The 19,376-nt window shown below is 76.4% G+C and carries 12 protein-coding genes; 6 read left to right on the forward strand and 6 right to left on the reverse strand.

All coding sequences use genetic code 11. The features are described from left to right. Positions 1-289 precede the first annotated feature (289 nt). Together D7294_RS20760 and D7294_RS20765 are read right to left on the reverse strand one after the other, a co-directional pair. The gene (locus D7294_RS20760; protein ID WP_120682013.1) at positions 290-1,942 is read right to left on the reverse strand and encodes an ATP-binding SpoIIE family protein phosphatase; all 1,653 of its coding nucleotides are present in this window, start codon (positions 1,940-1,942) and stop codon (positions 290-292) included. A gap of 193 nt (positions 1,943-2,135) precedes the next feature. After that, positions 2,136-3,509 (reverse strand): NAD(P)/FAD-dependent oxidoreductase, encoded by a 1,374-nt coding sequence (locus D7294_RS20765; protein WP_120682015.1) that lies wholly within the window; start codon positions 3,507-3,509, stop codon positions 2,136-2,138. A gap of 282 nt (positions 3,510-3,791) precedes the next feature. Here D7294_RS20765 and D7294_RS20770 point away from each other — a divergent pair, with 282 nt between their 5' ends. Then, entirely contained in the window at positions 3,792-4,694 is a 903-nt protein-coding gene (locus D7294_RS20770; protein WP_120682017.1) for a TetR/AcrR family transcriptional regulator, read from the forward strand. A gap of 70 nt (positions 4,695-4,764) precedes the next feature. Here D7294_RS20770 and D7294_RS33330 read toward each other — a convergent pair whose 3' ends face one another. Both D7294_RS33330 and D7294_RS20785 read right to left on the reverse strand, forming a co-directional pair. Further along, the gene (locus D7294_RS33330) at positions 4,765-8,400 is read right to left on the reverse strand and encodes an ATP-binding protein (RefSeq protein ID WP_241562525.1); all 3,636 of its coding nucleotides are present in this window, start codon (positions 8,398-8,400) and stop codon (positions 4,765-4,767) included. A gap of 413 nt (positions 8,401-8,813) precedes the next feature. Beyond that, positions 8,814-10,895 carry an asparagine synthase-related protein gene (locus tag D7294_RS20785; RefSeq protein WP_120682019.1) on the reverse strand — a complete coding sequence of 694 codons (2,082 nt, stop codon included), beginning with the start codon at positions 10,893-10,895 and terminating at the stop codon, positions 8,814-8,816. A 627-nt stretch (positions 10,896-11,522) separates the two neighbouring features. Between D7294_RS20785 and D7294_RS20790 the strand changes: the two genes are divergently transcribed. Next, entirely contained in the window at positions 11,523-12,932 is a 1,410-nt protein-coding gene (locus D7294_RS20790) for an NsdA family TPR-like regulatory protein (RefSeq protein ID WP_120682021.1), read from the forward strand. A 46-nt stretch (positions 12,933-12,978) separates the two neighbouring features. Here the strand turns inward: D7294_RS20790 and D7294_RS20795 are convergent, their stop codons facing one another. Continuing rightward, positions 12,979-14,271, reverse strand: coding sequence for an outer membrane protein assembly factor BamB family protein (locus D7294_RS20795; RefSeq protein WP_120682023.1), 1,293 nt, complete (start codon positions 14,269-14,271; stop codon positions 12,979-12,981). Between the two features lie 366 nt (positions 14,272-14,637). On the opposite strand from D7294_RS20795, the gene trmB reads away from it, so the two are divergent. Continuing rightward, entirely contained in the window at positions 14,638-15,402 is a 765-nt protein-coding gene (gene trmB / locus D7294_RS20800) for a tRNA (guanosine(46)-N7)-methyltransferase TrmB (protein ID WP_241562531.1), read from the forward strand. Between the two features lie 161 nt (positions 15,403-15,563). On the opposite strand, the gene D7294_RS20805 is transcribed toward trmB, so the two are convergent. Further along, positions 15,564-16,433, reverse strand: a complete 870-nt coding sequence (locus D7294_RS20805) for a helix-turn-helix transcriptional regulator (protein WP_120682027.1) — start codon at positions 16,431-16,433, stop codon at positions 15,564-15,566. Positions 16,434-16,623: 190 nt separating this feature from the next. Here D7294_RS20805 and D7294_RS20810 point away from each other — a divergent pair, with 190 nt between their 5' ends. From D7294_RS20810 to D7294_RS20820, 3 genes are all read left to right on the forward strand, one after another. Next, the gene (locus tag D7294_RS20810) at positions 16,624-17,679 is read left to right on the forward strand and encodes an aldo/keto reductase (protein WP_206619533.1); all 1,056 of its coding nucleotides are present in this window, start codon (positions 16,624-16,626) and stop codon (positions 17,677-17,679) included. Positions 17,680-17,754: 75 nt separating this feature from the next. Further along, positions 17,755-18,048, forward strand: a complete 294-nt coding sequence (locus tag D7294_RS20815; protein ID WP_120682029.1) for a putative quinol monooxygenase — start codon at positions 17,755-17,757, stop codon at positions 18,046-18,048. A 108-nt stretch (positions 18,049-18,156) separates the two neighbouring features. After that, complete coding sequence (locus D7294_RS20820) at positions 18,157-19,353, forward strand: PrsW family intramembrane metalloprotease (RefSeq protein WP_120682031.1); 1,197 nt, start codon at positions 18,157-18,159, stop codon at positions 19,351-19,353. The last annotated feature ends 23 nt before the right edge of the window (positions 19,354-19,376 follow it).

The raw sequence follows: 19,376 nt of genomic DNA on the forward strand, positions 1-19,376 counted from the left end.
TCTCCGTGAATGCTTCACGCGAGAATCCTCGCTAAAAATGAACTACTCAATCAATAAACTGGCATTGACGAGAATAGACACGCTGTTGAGTTCTCAAGGAACGGACCCTCACCGGGCTTCGTTCGGTATGCCCACTACTTTAGAACCAATCCCCGCCGGAAACCAAATCCAGCTCCCGCAGCACCTGTTCCGGACACACCAAAACAGACCCTCACGGGCCGATCAGCCTTACAGTGGATTGCGCCCTTTCCGAGCGCTTGGGCAACGTTACGCGTTCGCCTGTGCGGCGTCAACTTGAGACGGGGAGGGCGAACTCCGCCCAGACCGCCTTGCCGCCCTCGGGGAGTCTGCGGGCCCCCCACTCGGCCGCGATGGTGGCCACCACCGCGATCCCGCGGCCCGCCTCGTCGGCCGGCTCGGCCTGCTGGCGGCGCGGCAGATGCTCGTCCCCGTCCGTGACCTCGACGATCAGCCGCCGGTCGGTCCTGCGCAGCCGCAGGCCCAGCGGGGCGCGGCCGTGCTTGAGCGAGTTGGCGACCAGTTCGCTCGCGGCGAGGACGCCGAGTTCGCGCAGTTCCTCGGGGAAGCGCCAGCTGGCGAGCACCCCGTCGGCGAAGGCGCGGGCGCGTGGGGCGGCTTCGACGCCGCCGAGCAGGTCGAGGGCCGCGCCGCGGAACAGGTCGGCCTCCTCGCCGTGCCGCTCCGGGCAGGAGAGGACGAGGATCGCGACGTCGTCGTCGTGCTCCTCGGTGATGCCGAGCGCGCGCAGCAGCCGGCCGCAGATGATCTGCGGGCTGTCCCCCGCGCCGGCCAGGGCGCGTTCGAGCGCGTCGAGCCCCTCGTCGATGTCGGCGTCGCGGCGTTCGACGAGGCCGTCGGTGTAGAGGACGGCGCTGGCACCCTGGCCGAAGGGGACGACGCCCGAGGCGTGGACCCAGCCGCCGGTGCCCAGCGGCGGGCCGGTGGGCTCGCCGACCCGGCGCACCGAGCCGTCCCGCTCCCTGATGAGGACGGGCAGGTGCCCGGCGGAGGCGTAGGTGAGGGTGCCCTCGTTGGGGTCGTATACGGCGTAGAGGCAGGTGGCGATCTGGCCGGGGTCGATGTCGGAGGCGAGGCCGTCCAGGAGCTGGAGCACCTCGTGGGGCGGGAGGTCGAGCCTGGCGTAGGCGCGGACCGCGGTGCGCAGTTGCCCCATGACGGCGGCGGCCAGCACGCCGCGGCCCATGACGTCGCCGATGACGACGGCGGTGCGGCCGGCGCCGAGGGTGATCACGTCGTACCAGTCGCCGCCGACGGCCGCGTCGGTGCCGCCCGGCTGGTAGGTGGCGGCGACGCGCAGGTCGTCCGGCTGTTCGAGCTCCTGGGGGAGCAGGGTGCGCTGGAGGGTCACGGCGGCGGCGCGCTGCTTGCTCTCGCTCTCGCGCAGCCGCTCGGCCGAGACGACCTGGTCGGTGACGTCGGAGGCGAAGACGAGGACGCCGCGGGCCGGGGTGCGACGTTCCGGCACGGCGAGTTCGACGGGAGTGCAGGTGAACGTGAAGTAGCTCTCACGGGGGCGGCCGGGCACGCTGCGGGACTTGAGGGTGCGGGGGGTGCCGCTGCGCTGCACCTGGTCCATCAGCGGGAGCAGGCCGAGCTCGACGAGCTCGGTGAGGGCCTCGCGGGCGGGGGCGCCCGGGGCGCGTTCGCCGAAGAGCGCGGCGTAGGCGTCGTTGACGTAGGCCACGCGGTGATCGGGGCCGTGGACGACGGCGACGGGCGCGGGCACCTGGCCGAGCAGCTCGTGCACGGCGAGGGGTTCCACTCCGCGGGTGGGTGCCGGGCTCGGTGCCCGCTCCCGGTATTCGCCGCGGGCCGCCGGCACGCCGCCGGACTCGGCTCCGGTGGCGGCGTGGCGCCGCTGCGCTCCGGGCAGCCGGATACCCCAGCGCGTCAAATTCACAGCGTTCCGATCCGATTCGTGTCGCGTGGTGTACGGGGTCTTCGTGGTCTACGCCCATCCCGCGCGGTTCGCAAGGTGTGGGGGGTGTGGGTGGGTCGCGCAGGTTTCGCGCGGGTTTCGGGCGGGTCCTGTCGTGCTCTTTCTCCACTCTTCGCCGAACGCCGGTCCACCCATGGTCACATGGGGACCCGGCTCACCTGGCTTCCGGTTGCCCTCCGGCGCCGGCCGCGAGCTCGAACTCGGCCCGCGGGTGTTCCAGGGAGCCGAGTGAGACGATCTCACGTTTGAACAGTCCCGCAAGTGCCCATTCGGCGAGAACCCGGGCCTTTCGGTTGAAAGTGGGGACGCGTGAGAGGTGGTACACACGGTGGGCCAGCCACGCGGGGTAACCGCGCAGGCGGCGGCCGTAGATGCGGGCGACTCCCTTGTGCAGGCCGAGGGAGGCGACGGAGCCGGCGGACCGGTGGCGGTAGTCGGTCAGCGGCCTGCCGCGCCGCGCGGCGACGAGGTTGTCCGCGAGGCGGCGGGCCTGGCGCAGGGCGTGCTGCGCCTGGGGGGCGCACGGCGGCCACGCGCCGGTCGCCTCGTCCCGCTGTGCGGTGAGGTCGGGCACCGCGGCGGCGTCGCCCGCGGACCACACGTGCGGGACGCCCTCGACGCGCAGGCCGGGGGTGCAGCGGACCCGGCCGCGGGCGTCGAGGGGGACGCCGCAGGAGGCGAGGACGGGGTTCGGCTTGACGCCGGCGGTCCAGACCAGGGTGCGGGTGGGGTAGCGGGAGCCGTCGCCGAGCACGGCGGTGCGGCCGGCGCAGGATTCGAGGCGGGTGTTCAGGCGCACGTCTATGTTGCGTCCGCGCAACTCGCGCACCACGTACGTACCCATGCGCTCGCCCACCTCGGGGAGAATCCGGTCGGTCGCCTCGACCAGAATCCACTTCTGCTCTTCCGGGCGGATGTTGTGGTAGTAGCGGCAGGCGAAACGCGCCATGTCCTCCAGTTCGGCCAGCGCCTCGACGCCCGCGTAGCCGCCGCCGACGAAAACGAAGGTCAGGGCGGCGTCGCGGACCTCCGTGTCGCGGGTGGAGGAGGCGATGTCGAGCTGTTCCAGCACGTGGTTGCGCAGGCCGATGGCCTCCTCGACGGTCTTGAAACCGATGCCGTGCTCGGCGAGTCCCGGCACGGGAAGGGTGCGGGAGACGGAACCGGGGGCGAGCACCAGTTCGTCGTATGCGATCTCGGTGAGTTCCGCGCCGGACTCGGCGCCGGCGAGGGTGCGCACGGTGACGATGCGGCGTTCGGTGTCGACGGAGGTGGCCTCGCCGGGGACGAAGTGGCAGCGGGCGAGCACGCGGCGGAGCGGGACGACGACGTGCCGGGGCGAGAGGGACCCGGCGGCGGCCTCGGGCAGAAAGGGCTGGTAGGTCATGTACGGCTCGGGGCTGATCACCGTGATCCGGACGTCGCCGCGCTTGAGCTCGCGCCTGAGTCGACGCTGGAGGCGATGCGCCGTGTAGAGACCGACATAGCCGCCGCCGATCACCACGATGTGCTCGGGTTGCTTCGTCACCCGTCCATGAGGCACCCGCGGGCGCGGATTTGTCCACAGGTCGGCAGCGGTCGCTGCTCCGTTCGGGGGCGCGAGGCGGGCGGGGTGCGCGGCCGTTCGTTCCCGGTGCCGCCGGGTGGTCCGGCGCGCGTCCCGCGGGGTGGGGCCGGGCGGTCACGCCTTCTCACTGTCAGAGGGCTCAACTATGTTCGTACTCGCGACCACGGGCGGTACCGCCGCTCCTCCGGCTGACGGGTGGGGCGGTCTTTCGGGAAACGGTTCGGGGCACGGGGGAAAAGTAGTATGCGTATTCAGGGGTCAGGAAGTCCGCGGAAAGCAGCGGGTCATCGGGAGGCCGCCCTGCCGAAGGGGCGGTGTGCCGTGGGTGGAAATGCGGTGGGAAAGGCGACGTCTTTGCGGGTGGACGCGCAGCGCAATCTGCGGCACGTGCTGAGCGCGGCGCGCGACGTGTTCGGGGAGCAGGGGTACGGGGCCCCGATGGAGGAGGTGGCGCGCCGGGCGCGGGTCGGCGTCGGGACGGTGTACCGCCGCTTTCCGAACAAGGAGGCGCTGGTGCGGTACATAGCGGAGGAGGAGACGCAGCGGCTGACGGCGAGGGCGCGGGAGGCGCTGGCCCTCGACGAGGAGCCGTGGGGGGCGCTGGAGGATTTCGTGCAGCGTTCCGCGGCGGGTGGCGCGGGGCGGTTGCTGCCGCCGGAGCTGCTGGTGGCGAGTGCCTCCGCCGGGGCGCAGGAGCGGGTGCCGCGGCAGCGGGGGGCGGCGCCGGGCGGGGGCGGCGAGGCGGAGTCCGGGGCCGGGGCGGGATCGGCCGGGCCGGCGGGTGCGGGCGGGGGGCCGCAGGAGCCGGCGGGTGCGGCCGGGGGCGGGGCTTCGGAGCGCCCGGCGGGGTGTGCGGCGGAGAGTGCGGCGGGAAACAGCGAGGCCGCCGAGGGGGAGGCGGGGGCCGAGGGTGCCGGTGCCGGGGAGGCGGCCGGCGGGGGTGCGCGCGAGCTGCTGTCCGCGGTCGGGCAGCTGGTGGAACGGACGCGGGCGGCGGGACAGTTGCGCCCGGACGTGACGGTGGCGGACCTGATGCTGGTGATAGCGACGACGCCGCCGCGGATCGACGATCCGGCGCGGCAGACGGCGGTCGGCGGGCGCCTGCTGCAGATTCTGCTCCAGGGGTTGCGTTCGGAAAGGTGCTGAGCGCCTTCCGTGGTCCTCCGCGGCCGTGGGGGCGGTGGGGCGTTGCCCGGCCGGGCCGCGGTGCGGTTCCTCAGGGGCGTGCTCGCGGGGTGCGCTCCTGGCGGGCGGGGCCTGCGGGCGGGAGCGCGTCGAGCAGCGAGTCGAGGAGCGCGAGCCCGCCCTCGGGGTCGAGCGACCGGGCCGCGGCGGCGGGGGCATCGGCCGTGTCCCGGCGCAGCGTGGCGATCTCGCGCCGCTCCGGGGCCGTCAGCGAGGCGGCGCTCCGCGGGGCGAGGGCGGCGCCGAGCAGGCGCGCGGCCTCCTCCTTCCTTCCCGCGTGCCGGGCGGCGGTGGCGGCGGCGAGCGTGACGGAGGAGATCAGGGCGGCGGAGCAGCCGGTGGTCAGGGCGGCGTGCAGGGCGTCGCGGGCCTCGGTCACGGCCTGCCGCGGGTCGCCGTCCTCGGCGGCGAGCAGCCGGGCGGTGAGGGCGCCGCAGGCGACCTCGAGGGTCGGCGGCGGGGTGGCCCGCTTGGCGTGCCGCAGGGCCAGGGCCCGCAGGGCGCGGGCCCTGGCGAGGGCGCCGCGGTCCAGGGCGATGGCGGCGCCGGTGAGGTGGGCGATGCTCAGCACGTCCTGGCTGCCGAGGCGTTCCGCGTCGCCGAGCGCCCGTTCCAGCAGCTTCTCGGCCCGGTCGAGGTCGTCGGCGTAGAAGGCCACCTCGGCCATGCGCACGGTGAAGAAGGGCACCTCCGCGTCGGCGCCGATCTCCTCGGCGACCCGGATGGCCTCCTCGAACTCCCTCCTGGCGACGTCGAAGTCGCCGCGGGCGATCTCGGTGGCGGCCCGGACGCCGTGCACCTCGCAGCTGAGCCAGCGGTCGCCGACGTGCCGCGCCAGCCGTTCCAGCTCGGGGAGGTCGGCCGCGGCGTCCTCGACGGTGCCGGCGGCCGCGGCGGCGCCCGGCACGTCGAAGCGCAGGTGGGTGCGGAAGAGCAGGAGGACGGCCAGCTCCCAGGGGCCGCCGAGTTCGCGGCAGCGGGCGACGGCGCGGTCCATCTCCCGCAGCCCGGCCGGGTAGCCGCCGCTGATCAGCGCGGTGAACGGCCACAGCAGGCCGGGGAAGCGGACGCTCTGCGGCACCGGGGAGCGGCCGAAGGCGGCGGTGACGCGGCGGGCGTAGCTGGTGAGCGGGCCGAGGCTCGGCTCCCGCTCCTCCCGGCCGGTCTCCTGGCGCAGGAAGTAGGCGAGCAGGCGCAGTTCGAGCCGGCGCAGGTAGGCGGGGCCGGTGGGCGAGGGGTCGTGCTCGCCGAAGGGCGCGTGGTCGAGGGCGGCCTCCGGGTCGAGGGCGAGGGCGCCTTCGATCCAGCTCACCGCCTCCTCGCGGTGGTTGCGCAGGAACCAGAACCAGCCCAGGGAGAGGATGAGGCGGCTCGCGGTGTCCAGGTCGGCCTCGTCCAGGGAGCGGCGCAGGGCGGCCCTGATGTTGTCGAGGTCCGCCTCGATGCGGGCGAACCAGCGCAGTTGCCCCGCGGTGCGCAGCCGGGGGGCCGCGTGGTCGAGGAAGGCGAGGATCTGCTCCGTGTGCCGGCGGCGGGTGGCCGCGAGTTCGGCCGCCTCGGCGGCGGCGCGCGCGGCGGCGTACTCGTGGATGGTCTCCAGCATGCGGTAGCGGACCCCCGAATCGGCCCCGGAATCGGCCCCCGCGCCGGCCCCGGGGCCGCCCTCCGTGCCGGGTGCTGGCCGGAACTCTTCGCGCGCCTCTTCGAGTGCCACCGCGTCGCCGGGTCCGGAGGGGGGCGCGCCGGGGCGCACGGCCGGGGCCGCGGGGGGCCTGCCGGGTGCCGCGGGGCGGGTTTCCCGGGTGGTTGACCGGTGGTGCGCGCCCGGCGCGCGACTTTCGCCGCGCGCGCCGTTCGCGCCGTTCGCCTCCCGCCCGTTCGCCTCCGCCGGCCCGTGCGCCTCTTGGGCCCGGTGCGCCTCGGGCGACCCGGCGCCGGGGTGCGGCGGGCCCGGGCTGGGGCCCGGGGTCGGCTGGACGGCGACCAGGAGGGACTTGTCGACGAGGGCGGCGAGCAGGCCGAGGACGTCCTCGCGGCGGACCGACTCGCCGTCGGCGCAGACCCGTTCCGCCGCGCCCAGGGTGCAGCCGCCCTGGAAGACGGAGAGGCGGCGCAGCACGGTCCGCTCGGGCGGGGAGAGGAGGTCCCAGGACCAGTCGACGACCGCCCGCAGGGTCTGCTGCCGGGGGAGCACCGTCCTGCTGCCGCTGGTCAGCAGGCGGAAGCGGTCGTCGAGCCGGTCGGCGATCTGCCGCGGGGTGAGGGAGCGCAGCCTGGCCGCGGCCAGTTCGATGGCGAGCGGCAGCCCGTCGAGGCGGCGGCAGATCTCGGCGACGGCGGGCGCGTCGAGGGCCGGGTCGAAGTCGCGGCGGGCCGCGGTGCCGCGTTCGGCGAAGAGCCGGTGGGCGGGTCCGGGCGGCAAGGGCTCGACGGGGCGCACGAGTTCCCCCGGGACGCCGAGCGGTTCGCGGCTCGTGGCCAGGACGGTCAGCCGGGGGCAGTGGGTGAGCAGCGTCTCGGCGAGGGTGGCGGCGGCCGCGACGAGGTGTTCGCAGTTGTCGAGGAGGAGCAGCAGCCGCCGCCCCGAGCAGTGGTCGAGGAGCCTGCCGGTCAGCCCGGAGTGGTCCTGGGCGCCGGTGAGCACGGTGGTGTCGCGGCGGCCGAGGGCGGCGAGCACCGCGCCGGGCACGGCCGCCGGGTGGTCGAGGGGGGCGAGTTCGGCGAGCCAGACGCCGTCGGGGTACGCGGCGGCGGCCGCCGCGGCGGCGTGCTCGGCGAGGCGGGTCTTGCCCGAGCCGCCCGGGCCGGTGAGGGTGATCAGCCGGGCCTGGCCGAGGTCGGCGCGCAGCGCGGCGAGTTCGCGGGCGCGGCCGACGAAGCTGGTCAGCCGGGGGCGGAGGTTGCCGACCCGCCCCGGGGGCGGCTCCTGCTCCGCCGGGGCGGCGAGCAACTCGGCGTGCAGGGCGCGCAGTTCGCGGCCGGGCTCGGTGCCGAGCCGTTCGGCGAGCGTGTGCCTGGCCGCCGCGTAGGCGGCGAGGGCCTCGGCGGGGCGCCCCGCGGCGCGCAGGGCGCGGAGGTGGAGCGCGCGTATCGGCTCGTCGAGCGGGTGGGCGGCGGCCAGTTCGGCGAGTTCGGGCAGCAGGGCCTCGGCGGGGCCGCGGGCGAGGTCGGCGGCGAGGCGGTGGCGCAGCGCGGCGAACCGTTCCGCCTCGGGGCGCGCGGCGGCCCGCCCGCGGCCCGGCAGGTCGGCGAGGGCCGGGCCACGCCACAGGGCGAGGGCGGCGCGCAGGTGCGCGGCCGCGGCGGCGTGGTCGCCCGCGGCGGCGGCGCGCTCCCCGGCCGCGGCGAGGCGGCGGAAGCGGAAGAGGTCGACCTCCTCCTCGGGGGCGGCGACGCGCAGCCGGTAGCCGCCGGGCCCGGAGAGGACGCGGCCGTGGCCGAGGGCGCGGCGCAGGCGGCCGACGAGCGCCTGGAGGGCGGCGCGGGCGTCGCCCGGCGGCTCCTCGGCCCAGATCTCGTCGATCAGCCGCTCGGCGGGCACGAACGTCGCGCGGTCGGCGCGCAGCGCCAGCGCGGCGAGGAGGGCGCGCAGGCGCGCCCCGCCGAGCGCCACGGGGCGCCCCTCGGCGTCCCGCGCCTCGGTCCCGCCGAGAATCAGATACCGCACTCCCCCATTGTCGCCACCCGCGCCCGCCGGTTCCCCCCGCCCGCCGCCCCCTTCCCCGGCGCCGCCCCGCCCCGGGCCACGCCGCCGCGCGCGGGCGGCGCGGGGGAGCGGGCCGGGGGGAGCGGGCCGGGGGAGCGGCGCGAGAGGCGGAACGAGGCGGCCCGGGAGGCGGGTTGCGGGCGCGTGAAGCGGCGGCCGTGGGCGGGGGAAGGCGGAGCGAGCCGGATCGTGGCCGCCCGGGAGACGGGCGCGGGCCGGGAGACGGGCGCGGGCCGGAAGACGGGCGCGGGCCGGAAGAGGGCGCGGCGGGGCGGGTCAGCGGGGGGTGGTGCGGGGGGAAACGGGTGGATCACGGTGCGCCGGGGTGCGCCGGGGCGGTGCGGTGCGGGGCCGGAGGAGGTGGGGCCGGGCGGTCAGGGGCTGACGCCGCTGGTGACGGCGCGCGGGTCGTGGTGGCCCTCGGCCGTCCAGCAGGAGCCGCGGCGGGTCAGCAGGCGCCGCAGCCACACCTCCGTGGAGACCAGCTCGGCCAGCCCGTCCAGCGGGAGGAGTGCGCCCTCCGAGGCGGCGCGCAGCGCCTTGCGCACCACGCGGGCCTCGATCAGGCCCGCGTCCGCGAGCAGCGGGGCGTCGAAGAGGTCGACCAGCTCGCCGATGTGGCGGCGCAGGCCGGTGCGGACCGCCTCGCCGTGCGTGGCGTATGTGGTGGCGCCCCAGCCGGGGGGCAGGCTCCGCACGCCCGCGCCCTCCAAGACGGCGCGCAACACGTCGGCGCGCGCCCCGGGTTGGACGCGGAGGGTCTCGGGCAGCACCTGGCAGGCGCGTACCACCTGGTTGTCGTAGAAGGGGGCGTGCAGGCGCTGATGGCGTACCTCCGCGGCCTGTTCGAAGACGCGGTGGTCGGCCGCGTGCCTGGCCAGGGCGGCGCGCGCCCGGAGCGCGCCGGGGCGCCCGCCGGCCGAGGCGGCGCGCGGGCGCGCGGCCACCGCCTCAAGCCGAATCGATACTTCGGCCAGGGCCTCGCCGGTCAGCCAGCGGGCGGCCGGGCCCGGGCGGCACCAGGCCAGCGCGGCGAGCGAGGCGCCCAGCGCGCCGTCCTCGTGCGGCTCCTCGCCGAAAGCGTCGATCGGCTGCCGCAGCAGGACGGCCGCGTGGGACAGGCCCTCGGGGTAGGGGGTACGGGCCAGGCGGCGGGCGGCGCGGTAGACGGTGAACGGCACCAGCATGGAACGGCTGCCGCCCCCGCTTGCCCTGGCCAGCGCGGTGACCGGGCGCAGCAGGTGGCGGCGGCGCCGGTCGAGCAGCAGGTCGGCGAGCCGCGCCGGGTGGGCGTCCATCACCTGGCGTGCGCCCTGGCCGATGAGGTGGTCGGCGCTGCCGGCGGCGAGGCGGTGGCGGTGGCGCGCGGCGCTCACCAGGGAGGGCCCCGGCTCGTCGGTGAGCGGCCCGTTGTCGAGGCCCGCGTAGGGCAGCGCCTCCTCCCCCGCCGCGACCACCACGTGGTGCAGGCGGGGGTTCTCGGCGATGGCGCGGGCCCGTTCGAGCTCGGCGGCGCGGGCGACGGCGCTCGGGGTGCCGGTGGCGGTCAGGTCGTTGAAGGTGACGGCGAGCAGCCGCTCGCCCGCCTGGGTGGCGCCGGTGCCGAAGACGGTGCCCGGCATGCCCGGCAGGCCGGCGGCGAGCAGCGCGAGGGTGGCCGAGGCGCTGCCGCCCGAGAGGTCGGCGCCGACGCCGGGGGCCGGTTCCGGGCCGCGCCGGGCGGCGCGCCTGGCCTCCGGGCCCATGCCGGGGACCGGGCCCGCGTCGCGCGCCGGCGCGTGCCGCGGGGCCGCGAGCCGGGTGCGCACGGCCTCGACGAGCGCGTCGCGCACGCCGGCGATGGCGGCCTCGCGCTCCACGGGGGGCGCGGCGACGACCGTGGGGGTGGCGGGCTCGTAGTCGACGAGGTCGCGGCTGCCGCCCTCGCGCAGCATCAGCGCGTGTCCTGGCGGGACGCGGTGGACGCCGCGGTAGGGGGTGCCCTGGCCGACGGCCTCGGGGGCCTCGGGGCAGGCGAGCAGGGCGGCCAGGTGCGGGACGTCGAGCTGGGCCTCGGTGAGGTCGGCCAGCGGCAGGGCGGCGGTGGCGTAGGCGGTGCCCCCCGCCCAGTCGGCGTGGAAGACGGGCCGGGTGCCGGCCAGGTCGGCGGGGATCACGGTGCGGCGGCCGAAGCGGGCGACCGCGGTGTAGCTGCCGGGCCAGGTGGTGAGCTGGCGCAGCGCGCCGGCGCGCGCCGAGACGAGGGAGCGGCGCAGGGTGGCGTCGTCGGCGCCGCAGTAGCCGAAGACGGCGAGGTGGGTGTCGCCCTCGGCGTAGACGAGGCGGATCTCGTCCGGGCGCCAGTCGCCGACGGCCCACAGGGGGTCGGGCCCCTCCCACAGCAGCTGGGCGCCGAGCGGCTGGATGTCCCTGGCAGCGCTGGCAGAGGCCCCCGACCAGCCGACCAACCACCGCATCGCCGCCTCCCCCGCTGAAGAATGAGCCTCGGGCCTCGTCCGGGTGGGCCCGTCGCGTAGGTGTGCCGAGGCCCATGCTGCCATGCGACTGACGTGAACGTGGCATACCTGGGAGGTAGTTCGCGTGGCGTGGCGAACTACCGCACGTACCCGGCCGGTTCCCGGAGTGACGCCTGATGCGTTTCGCGGAAAACCGGCTGTTTTCGGCCAAAGTCTGGCCGGAGAACGGCTCATGACGCCGCCTCCGCCGGGGCAGGAGAGTTGTGGTCCGGGAGGCGCTGGTCGCCTCCCGGACCAGGCCGCCATCCGCGGGGAATGAGATGGCGGCTTCCCCCGGCCCGCCGATTCCGTCAAGGGCAGCGGGCCGACCCACGCGGTTTCCATCGAAGCGCTCCACCCCGCGCGCCGGCAGAGCGCACGGCCGGGCGCACGGCCACATGCCCGGAGCACAATCGGCAAAGAGACGGCGGACGGGGCAGCGTTCGCACACCTGTACGGCAACAAACGCGCCATCCGGAGCACACCCCCTTAACGGTCAGCAGGCGCCGAACTACGCTGGGTTGGCGGAGGTACGGAAACGCCTCGTGCTGGTCGCGGGGCTGCCGTTGGTGTGTCAGGGGTGCGCACATGTCCAGGGAGCCACGCGGGCCGAACGAGAAGCTAGGTGCAGTTCTCGCCCTTGCGGGAATCAGTAACGCCGGTCTCGCCCGTCGGGTCAACGACCTGGGGGCGCAGCGGGGATTGACGCTGAGATATGACAAGACCTCCGTCGCCCGCTGGGTGACGAAGGGCATGGTGCCGCAGGGTTCGGCGCCCCATCTCATCGCCGCGGCGATCAGCGGCAAGCTCGGCCGCCCGGTTCCGCTCCACGAGATCGGCCTGGCCGACACCGATCCGGCCCCCGAGATCGGCCTCGCCTTCCCCAGGGACGTGCCGGGCGCCGTGGACTCGGCCACCGCCCTCTACCGGCTCGACGTCACCCCGGGCAAGGGCATCTGGCAATCGCTCGCCGGCTCCTTCGCGGTGAGCGCCTACGCCGGCCCCGTCTCGCGCTGGCTGATAAGCCAGGTCGACGCCTCCGTCGCCCGCGAGGCCCCGGCCCCCCAGGAGGGGGCAGGCGGCCGGGTGGGCCACTCCGACGTCTCCAAGCTGCGGGAGGCCGCCGAGGAGGCCAGGCGCTGGGACTCCAAGTACGGCGGCGGGGACTGGCGTTCCTCCATGGTTCCCGAGTGCCTGCGCACCGACGCCGCGCCGCTGCTGCTCGGCAGCTACAGCGACGAGGTCGGGCGCTCCCTCTTCCGCGCCACGGCCGAACTGACCAGGCTCGCGGGCTGGATGGCCTTCGACACCGGCCAGCAGGAGGCCGCCCAGCGCTACTACATCCAGGCCCTCAGGCTGGCCAGGGCCGCCGCCGACGTGCCGCTCGGCGGCTACGTGCTGGCGTCGATGTCGCTGCAGGCGACCTACCGCGGCTTCGCCGAGGAGGGCGTCGACCTCGCCCAGGCCGCCCTGGAGCGCAACCGCCAGTGGGCCACCGCCCGCACCAGGAGCTTCTTCCACCTCGTCGAGGCCCGCGCGCTGGCGAAGGCGGGCGACGCCGCGGGCTGCGGTCACGCCCTCGCCGCCGCCGAGAGCTGGCTCGAACGCGCCAGGGAGGGCGACGACGACCCCGGCTGGCTCGACTTCTACGCGCACGACAGGCTCGCCGCCGACGCCGCCGAGTGCTACATCGACCTCAAGGTGCCCGGCCAGGTGCGGCGTTTCACCGAGCAGGCCCTGTCGGAGCCGACCGAGGAGTTCGTCCGCTCGCACGGCCTGCGGCTGGTGGTGGCGGCCGTCGCCGAGCTGGAGTCGGGCAACCTGGACGCCGCCTGCGCGGTGGGTTCGCGCGCGCTTGAGGTCGCGGGCCGGATCTCCTCGGCGCGCACCACCGACTACGTGCGCGACCTGCTGCACCGGCTGGCGCCCTACGAGCACGAGCCGCTGGTCAAGGAGCTGCAGGAGCGGGCGCGCACCGTGCTGACCGCTCCCGCATGAGCTCGCACATGACAGCGGCACGGGACGCCGCCCGCGGGCGCCCGGCTCAGCGCTCGTAGGCGCGCAGGCGCAGCGCCTCGCCCCCGGGCGCGTCCGCGGACTCGACGGCGGTCAGCACGTAGAGCTGGTCGTCGTCGTAGGCGACGACCGGGCGGTCGGTGGCGCGGTGCCCGTCGAGCGGGACGGTCGAGGCCGGGGTGAGGGTGCCGTCCGCCGGGTCGAGCCGGCGCAGGGCGAACGCGTCGCCCGCGGTGTGGCCGATCAGCAGCCGCCCGTCGCCCTCGACCCCGAGCAGCCGCGTGCCGTCCGGCAGTTCCGCGGTCCAGCGGCGTTCGCCGTCGACCAGGCCGTAGCCCGCGAACCGCATCCCGCCCTCGGCGTCCTCGGTGTCCCCGGTGTCCCCGGCGTCCCCGGTGTCCCCGGTGTCCTCCGTGCCTCCGGTCCCCTGCGTGGCGCCCGGCTCCTCCGCGTCCGCCGCGAAACCGGCGCACAGGACGCCGCCCGCCACCCGGAACGCGTCCGGCCGCGGCATCCGCCACAGCTCCTCGCCGGTCTCGGAGTACGCCACCAGCTCCTCGCCCTCCGCGCCGGCGCCCGGCCCGCCCTCCGCGCCGTCCGCGCCGTCCGCGCCGTCCGTGTCGCCCGTGCCGTTCGTGTCGCGCTGGGCCAGCAGGACCGGGTCTCCGGCCAGGATGCCCGTGAAGGCGGACACGGGGTCGCTCACCGGGTGCGTCCACTGCAGTTCGCCGGTGTCCATCGCGTAGGCGGCGAGTTCGGGGACCGCGCCCGCGCAGGTGCTGAGCGCGACGATCCGCGAGCCGGCGTGCCTGATCGCCTCGGTGCGCCGCTCCACCGGGCAGGGCGCGGCCTCGTCCCGCGGCGGCTCGGGAAGCGGCAGTTCCGCGCCGCCTGCCGCCTCGAAGCGGTGGAAGCCGGCGGGGCTGCCCGCCCGGTCCAGGTTCGCGGTCACGGCGGCCTCGCCCACCGTCACCGCGACCTCGTCCGGCGCGGCGGGCGGCCGCCCGGGCACCGCCAGGTCCGTGGACCACAGCAGGGCGCCGTTCGTGGTGTCCAGGACGGCGAGCACCGAGCAGCCCCCGTCGCCCGCCGTGTAGAACACGGCGCCCAGACCGGCGGAGTTCTCCCCAGGCGCCGCCGCGCAGGGCGCCCCGGCCCCTGACGGGGCGGCCGCCTCCCACCGCGGCTCCCCGTCGGCCGTGCCGTAGCCGACGACCCCCGCCGCGGACACCAGGGTGAGCGTGTCCTCCCCCGGCCACAGGCGGATGGCGAGCGCCCGATCGCCCTGCGCCGCGGCGGGCACGTCCCGTGCCCGCCACACCTCCGCCAGCTCCAGGGGAACGGCGGGCGCCGTCGTCTCCTCCCCTGCCCGCTGTCGGCGGCCCCGTCCTGGCGGCTGAACACCACCACCCAGACCGTCAGCACGGCGAGCAGGATCACCCCCACCGCGACCGCGAGCCCTATCCGGCCTTCCCCTTCCGACATGGCACCTCCGCGCGCTTCCCCCGGTTCACCGGGCCGCGCGCCCCCCCGCGCCCGATCCGGTCACCCCCTCCGACGTGGCCGGGACGCCGCCCGGTTCCTCCCGGGCTGCCCCAAGGCGGGCCCGGCGCCGCGCCAAACCCGTAAAATCGGACGCATTGTGTGCGACGAACCCTCCGCTCAGCCCCGCCCCGCGGCCGGGGCCATGGCACCCGCGGTGCCTCAGCCGCGGGCGGCCACGATGTTCGCGCCCGGGGCCGGGCCGCAGCCCGATCCGGCCGGGGACCGCCACCAGCGGCGCATCCGCAGCTTCCAGCCCAGGCGCAGCCGCGTCACGCAGGCGCAGCGGCAGGCCCTGGAGCGGCTGTGGCCGCGGTGGGGCATCGAGATCGACGGCCTGAGCCGCCTGGACCTGCGGGCCCTGTTCTCCGGCCGCCCCGTCGTGCTCGAGGTCGGGTTCGGCATGGGGGAGGCCACCGCGGAGATGGCCGCGGCCGACCCGGACACCGGCATCCTCGCCGCCGACGTGCACACCCCCGGCCAGGGCAACCTGCTGCGCCTGGCCGAGGAGCGCGGCCTGGACAACGTGCGGGTGGCCAACGGGGACGCCGTGCTGCTGCTGCGCGAGATGCTGGCGCCGGGACCGGCGCTGGCCGGGGTGCGGGTGTTCTTCCCCGACCCGTGGCCCAAGTCCAGGCACCACAAACGGCGCATCATCCAGCCGGAGTTCGTGGAGCTGGCCGCCTCCCGGATGGCGCCGGGGGCGCTGCTGCACTGCGCGACGGACTGGGAGCCCTACGCCGAGCGGATGCTGGAGGTGCTCACCGCGAGCCCCTCCCTGCGCAACGCGGTCCCCGGCGGCGGGTTCGCCGCGGCGCGGGCCGCCGGACGGCCGGCGACCAGGTTCGAACGCCAGGGGCTCGCCAAGGGGCACGTGGTCCACGACCTGCTGTTCCGCCGCCTGCCCTGAGCCCCGGCTCCCGCGCGCCGGCGCCCGGCCGCCGCCCGGCGAGACTCCCGCGCCCCCGCGCCCGGCGCCCCCGCGCCCGGCGCCCCCGCGCCCGGCGCCCCCGCGCCCGGCGCCTCCGCGCCCGGGGGGTGCACGCCGGGGCGCGGGAGGCGGCGGGGCCCTCAGTTCACCGGCAGGCTCTCGGCCCAGGTCGAAAGGAGCCGCAGCGCCGTCTCCGAGGGCGAGCCCTCCTCCACCGTGTGCGCGACCAGCGCCTGATCCGGGTCGTCGGGGAGCCGCAGCGTCTCGAAGCCCAGGTCGAGCTCGCCCACCACCGGATGCCGGTAGCGGTAGCGCCCGTGGGTCTTGTCCTTGAGCCGGTGCTCCGCCCAGGCCGCCCGGAACTCCGGGCTGGCGGCGTCGAGTTCCTCCAGCAGCCGCGCCGTCTGCGGGTCGCCTGGGTGGCGTCCGGCGTCGAGCCTGAGGTAGGCGGCCACGTCGCGGGCCTTGTCCCACCAGTCGGCGTACAGGCTGCGCGTTCCCTCGTCGAGGAAGACCAGGCGGGCCAGGTTCCGCTGCCGGGGCGGCAGCGCCCCGAAGTCCGTGATCAGCGCCGCAGCGAGCCGGTTCCAGGCCAGGACGTCGGTGTTCCGGCCCACGACGTACGCCGGCACGTCGGCCGCCGAGTCCAGCAGCCGGCGCAGCCCGGGCCGCACCCGCTGCGGCTCTTCCCCCTCCGGGCGGCCCGGCTCCGGCCGGCCCTGCGGCCAGGGCCGCGCCAGCCGGTACAGGTGCTCGCGCTCCACGGCGTCCAGGCGCAGCGCGCGGGCGACGGCGTCCAGCACGGCCTCGGAGAAGTGCAGGGTGCGGCCCTGCTCCAGGCGCACGTAGTGGTCCACGCTCACCCCGGCCAGCCGCGCCAATTCCTCCCTGCGCAGGCCGGGGACCCGCCGCCGCCCGCCGTAGTCGGCCAGCCCCAGCTCTTCCGGCCGCAGCCGGGCCCGGCGGGAGCGGAGGAATTCGCCCAGTTCTGCGCGTCTGTCCAGGGACATGCCGCGAGTATCCCCGCCCGGCCCCGCCCGCGTCGCCCCCGCAGCCTGGTCTCGCCGTGCCCAGGCACCGGCCGCCACTGGGTGGGCGGCGGCCGGGCGAGCAGAGTGAGCCGGGCCGGAACGGTTCCGGCCCGGGCGCCCACCGCGCCCCTCGGCTCTCCCACCGTCAGATCCCCGGAAGGAAACCGCTGTGTCCTCCCCTCTCCTGCCCACCCGTCCCCTCGGTGGCACCGGCATGAACGTCTCCCGCCTCGGGTTCGGCTCCTGGGCGGTGTCCGGCTCCGGCTGGCGCTTCGGCTGGGGCCCCACCGACGACACCGAGTCGATCGCCACGATCCGGCACGCGATCGACTCGGGCGTCAACTGGATCGACACCGCCCCCGCCTACGGCCTCGGCCACGCCGAGGAGCTGGTCGGCAAGGCCGTCGCCGCCCTGCCCGAGGCCGAACGCCCCTACCTGTTCACCAAGGTCGGGCTGGTCTGGGACCCGCGGGAGCCGCAGGCCGCGCCCCGCCGGATCATGCGCCCCGACAGCGTCCGCCGCGAGGTCGAGGACTCGCTGCGCCGGCTCGGCGTCGAACGCATCGACCTCTACCAGGTGCACTGGCCCGACACCGGCGAGTCGCTTGAGTACGTCGGCGAGGGCGGCGGCGCCGTCTCCGCGAACGCCACGCCGCTTGAGGAGTACTGGCAGGTCATGGCGGAGCTGAAGGCCGAGGGCAAGGTCCGGGCGATCGGCCTGTCCAACCACTCGCCCGAGCAGCTGGCTGCCGCCGAGCGGATCGCCCATGTCGACGCGATCCAGCCGCCGTTCTCCGCGCTCAACCGCTCCGCCGCCGCCGAGGTCGCCTGGGCGCACGCCCACGGCACCGGCGTGATCGCCTACTCGCCGCTGCAGTCCGGGCTGCTCACCGGCGCCTTCTCCGCCGAACGGGCCGCGAGCCTGCCCGCGGACGACTGGCGCGCCTCGCACCGGGACTTCACCACGGGCCTGGCCGCCGGCCTCCAGGCGGTGGACGCCCTGCGCCCGGTGGCCGAGCGGCACGGCGCCAACCTCGCCGAGGTGGCCCTCGCCTGGGTGCTGGCCTGGCCCGGCGTCACCGGCGCCATCGTCGGCGCCCGCAGGCCGGGACAGGTCGACGGCTGGATCGGGGCGGGTTCGGTGCGCCTGACCGCGGCCGACCTGGCGGAGATCGCCGCCGCCCTCACCGCCTCAGGGGCGGGCACCGGCCCCGTCCGCCCCTGACCGCACGTGCCCGTCCCTGACCGCATGCGCCTGCCCCCGACCGCGGGCGCCCGGTCCCGCACCGTAAGGAGACCCATGTCCCTCACCGTTCTCGCGGAATGCGTCGCCGCCCCCGGCCGGGAGGACCGGCTCCGCACCGCCCTGGAGGCGATGATCGAGCCCTCCGTGGAGGAGGCCGGCTGCCTCGCCTACCGCCTCTACGCCGACCCCAACGACGGCGCCCGCATGGTGATCGTCGAGGAGTGGACGGGCCCGCGGGCCCTGGAGGAACACTTCGCCACCGCGCACTTCCGCCACGTGGAGCAGGTGCTCCGGGAGGTGCTCGCCCGGCCGATGAGCATCCGCCGGCTGGTCGCCGCTCCCGCCTGAGCGCCGCCGCCCCGGCCCCGCGGGAGGCGGCGGCGAACCGGCGCGGCACGGCGGGGCAGGCCCGGCACAATCTGTTGGCGCCGACATGCCACACCGTACAGTCGGGGAGTGCCCCCACTCCCCGCCCCGCGCGCCTCCCCGCGCACCACCACCCCCCGCTCCCTGGCCGTCGGCGCCCTGCTGACGGCCTGTGGCGTGGGCGCCGGGCTGCTGGTGGGCAGGGAGACGGGCGGGGCGGGCTTCGCGGCGGGGCTCGGTCTTGCGCTGCTGCCGCTGCCCTTCCTCTTCGGCGTCTTCTGGTGGATGGACGCGGTCATCCCCAAGCCGCGGCGGGCGGTGGCCTTCGCCTTCGGCTGGGGTTCCTGCGCGGCGACCCTGTTCGCGCTGCTGGTCAACGGCCTGGTGACGAAGTGGCTCACGGGAGACGCGGCCACCATGACGCCGGAGCACGCCGACACCCTGGAACTCACCGTGGTGGCGCCGATGGTGGAGGAGTCCGCCAAGGCGGCGGCCGTGCTGCTGCTCTTCGTGCACCGGCCGCGGGCCTTCCACGGCGTACTCGCCGGAGTACTGGCCGCGGGGGTCACCGCGACGGGCTTCGCGTTCACCGAGAACATCCTCTACCTGGGCGGCTCCTTCGCCGAGGACCGCGAGGCCGGGGTGACGGACGTGCTGGACTCGCAGACGGTGCTCACCTTCGTCGTACGGGTGGTGCTGGCGCCGCTGGCCCATCCGATGTTCACCGCGCTCACCGGCCTCGGCTTCGGCCTCGCGACGGCGCTCGCGCCGGGGCGGCGGGCGCCGCGGATCGCGCTCCCGCTGCTCGGCCTCGCGGCGGCGATGGGCCTGCACTCGGCGTGGAACGCCTCCACCTCGCTGTCCTTCACCGGGTTCGCGCTGGTCTACGGGCTGCTGATGCTGCCGGTCTTCGCGCTGCTCAGCTGGCTGGTGGTGTGGGCGAGGCGGCGTCAGCTCCAGGTGCTGCGGCTGATGTTGCCGGTGTACGCGGAGGCGGGCTGGCTGGGGCCCGAGGAGCCGGCGGCGCTCACCTCGCTCCGCGCGCGCCGGCTCTCACGCCGCATGGCGCGGCGCCGGCACGGCGCGGCCGGGGCGCGCGCGGTGGCCGCGTACCAGTCCGCCGCCCTCGCGGTGGCGCTGCTGCGGGACCGGGCGGAGCGCGGGGCGGCGGGCCCCGGCTTCGCCGAGGCCGAGGGCGAGCTGCTGCGCAGCCTGTGGCAGCACCGCGCCCTCGCGGCGGCCCCCATCGCCGCCTCGGCCCCGGGCCCCTTCCCGCCTGAGGAGTAGCCCGGCGCCCCTTCCCCTGAGGG

The sequence above is a fragment of the Streptomyces hoynatensis genome (assembly GCF_003626535.1).
GTDB classification, from domain to species: domain Bacteria; phylum Actinomycetota; class Actinomycetes; order Streptomycetales; family Streptomycetaceae; genus Streptomyces; species Streptomyces hoynatensis.

Excerpts from the sequence above, each read along its gene's own strand:
- D7294_RS20770 (WP_120682017.1), top strand. The coding sequence starts at position 3,792 with ATGCGTATTCAGGGGTCAGGAAGTCCGCGGAAAGCAGCGGGTCATCGG.
- D7294_RS20785 (WP_120682019.1), bottom strand. The coding sequence starts at position 10,895 with ATGCGGTGGTTGGTCGGCTGGTCGGGGGCCTCTGCCAGCGCTGCCAGG.
- D7294_RS20790 (WP_120682021.1), top strand. The coding sequence starts at position 11,523 with ATGTCCAGGGAGCCACGCGGGCCGAACGAGAAGCTAGGTGCAGTTCTC.
- trmB (WP_241562531.1), top strand. The coding sequence starts at position 14,638 with ATGGCACCCGCGGTGCCTCAGCCGCGGGCGGCCACGATGTTCGCGCCC.
- D7294_RS20805 (WP_120682027.1), bottom strand. The coding sequence starts at position 16,433 with ATGTCCCTGGACAGACGCGCAGAACTGGGCGAATTCCTCCGCTCCCGC.
- D7294_RS20815 (WP_120682029.1), top strand. The coding sequence starts at position 17,755 with ATGTCCCTCACCGTTCTCGCGGAATGCGTCGCCGCCCCCGGCCGGGAG.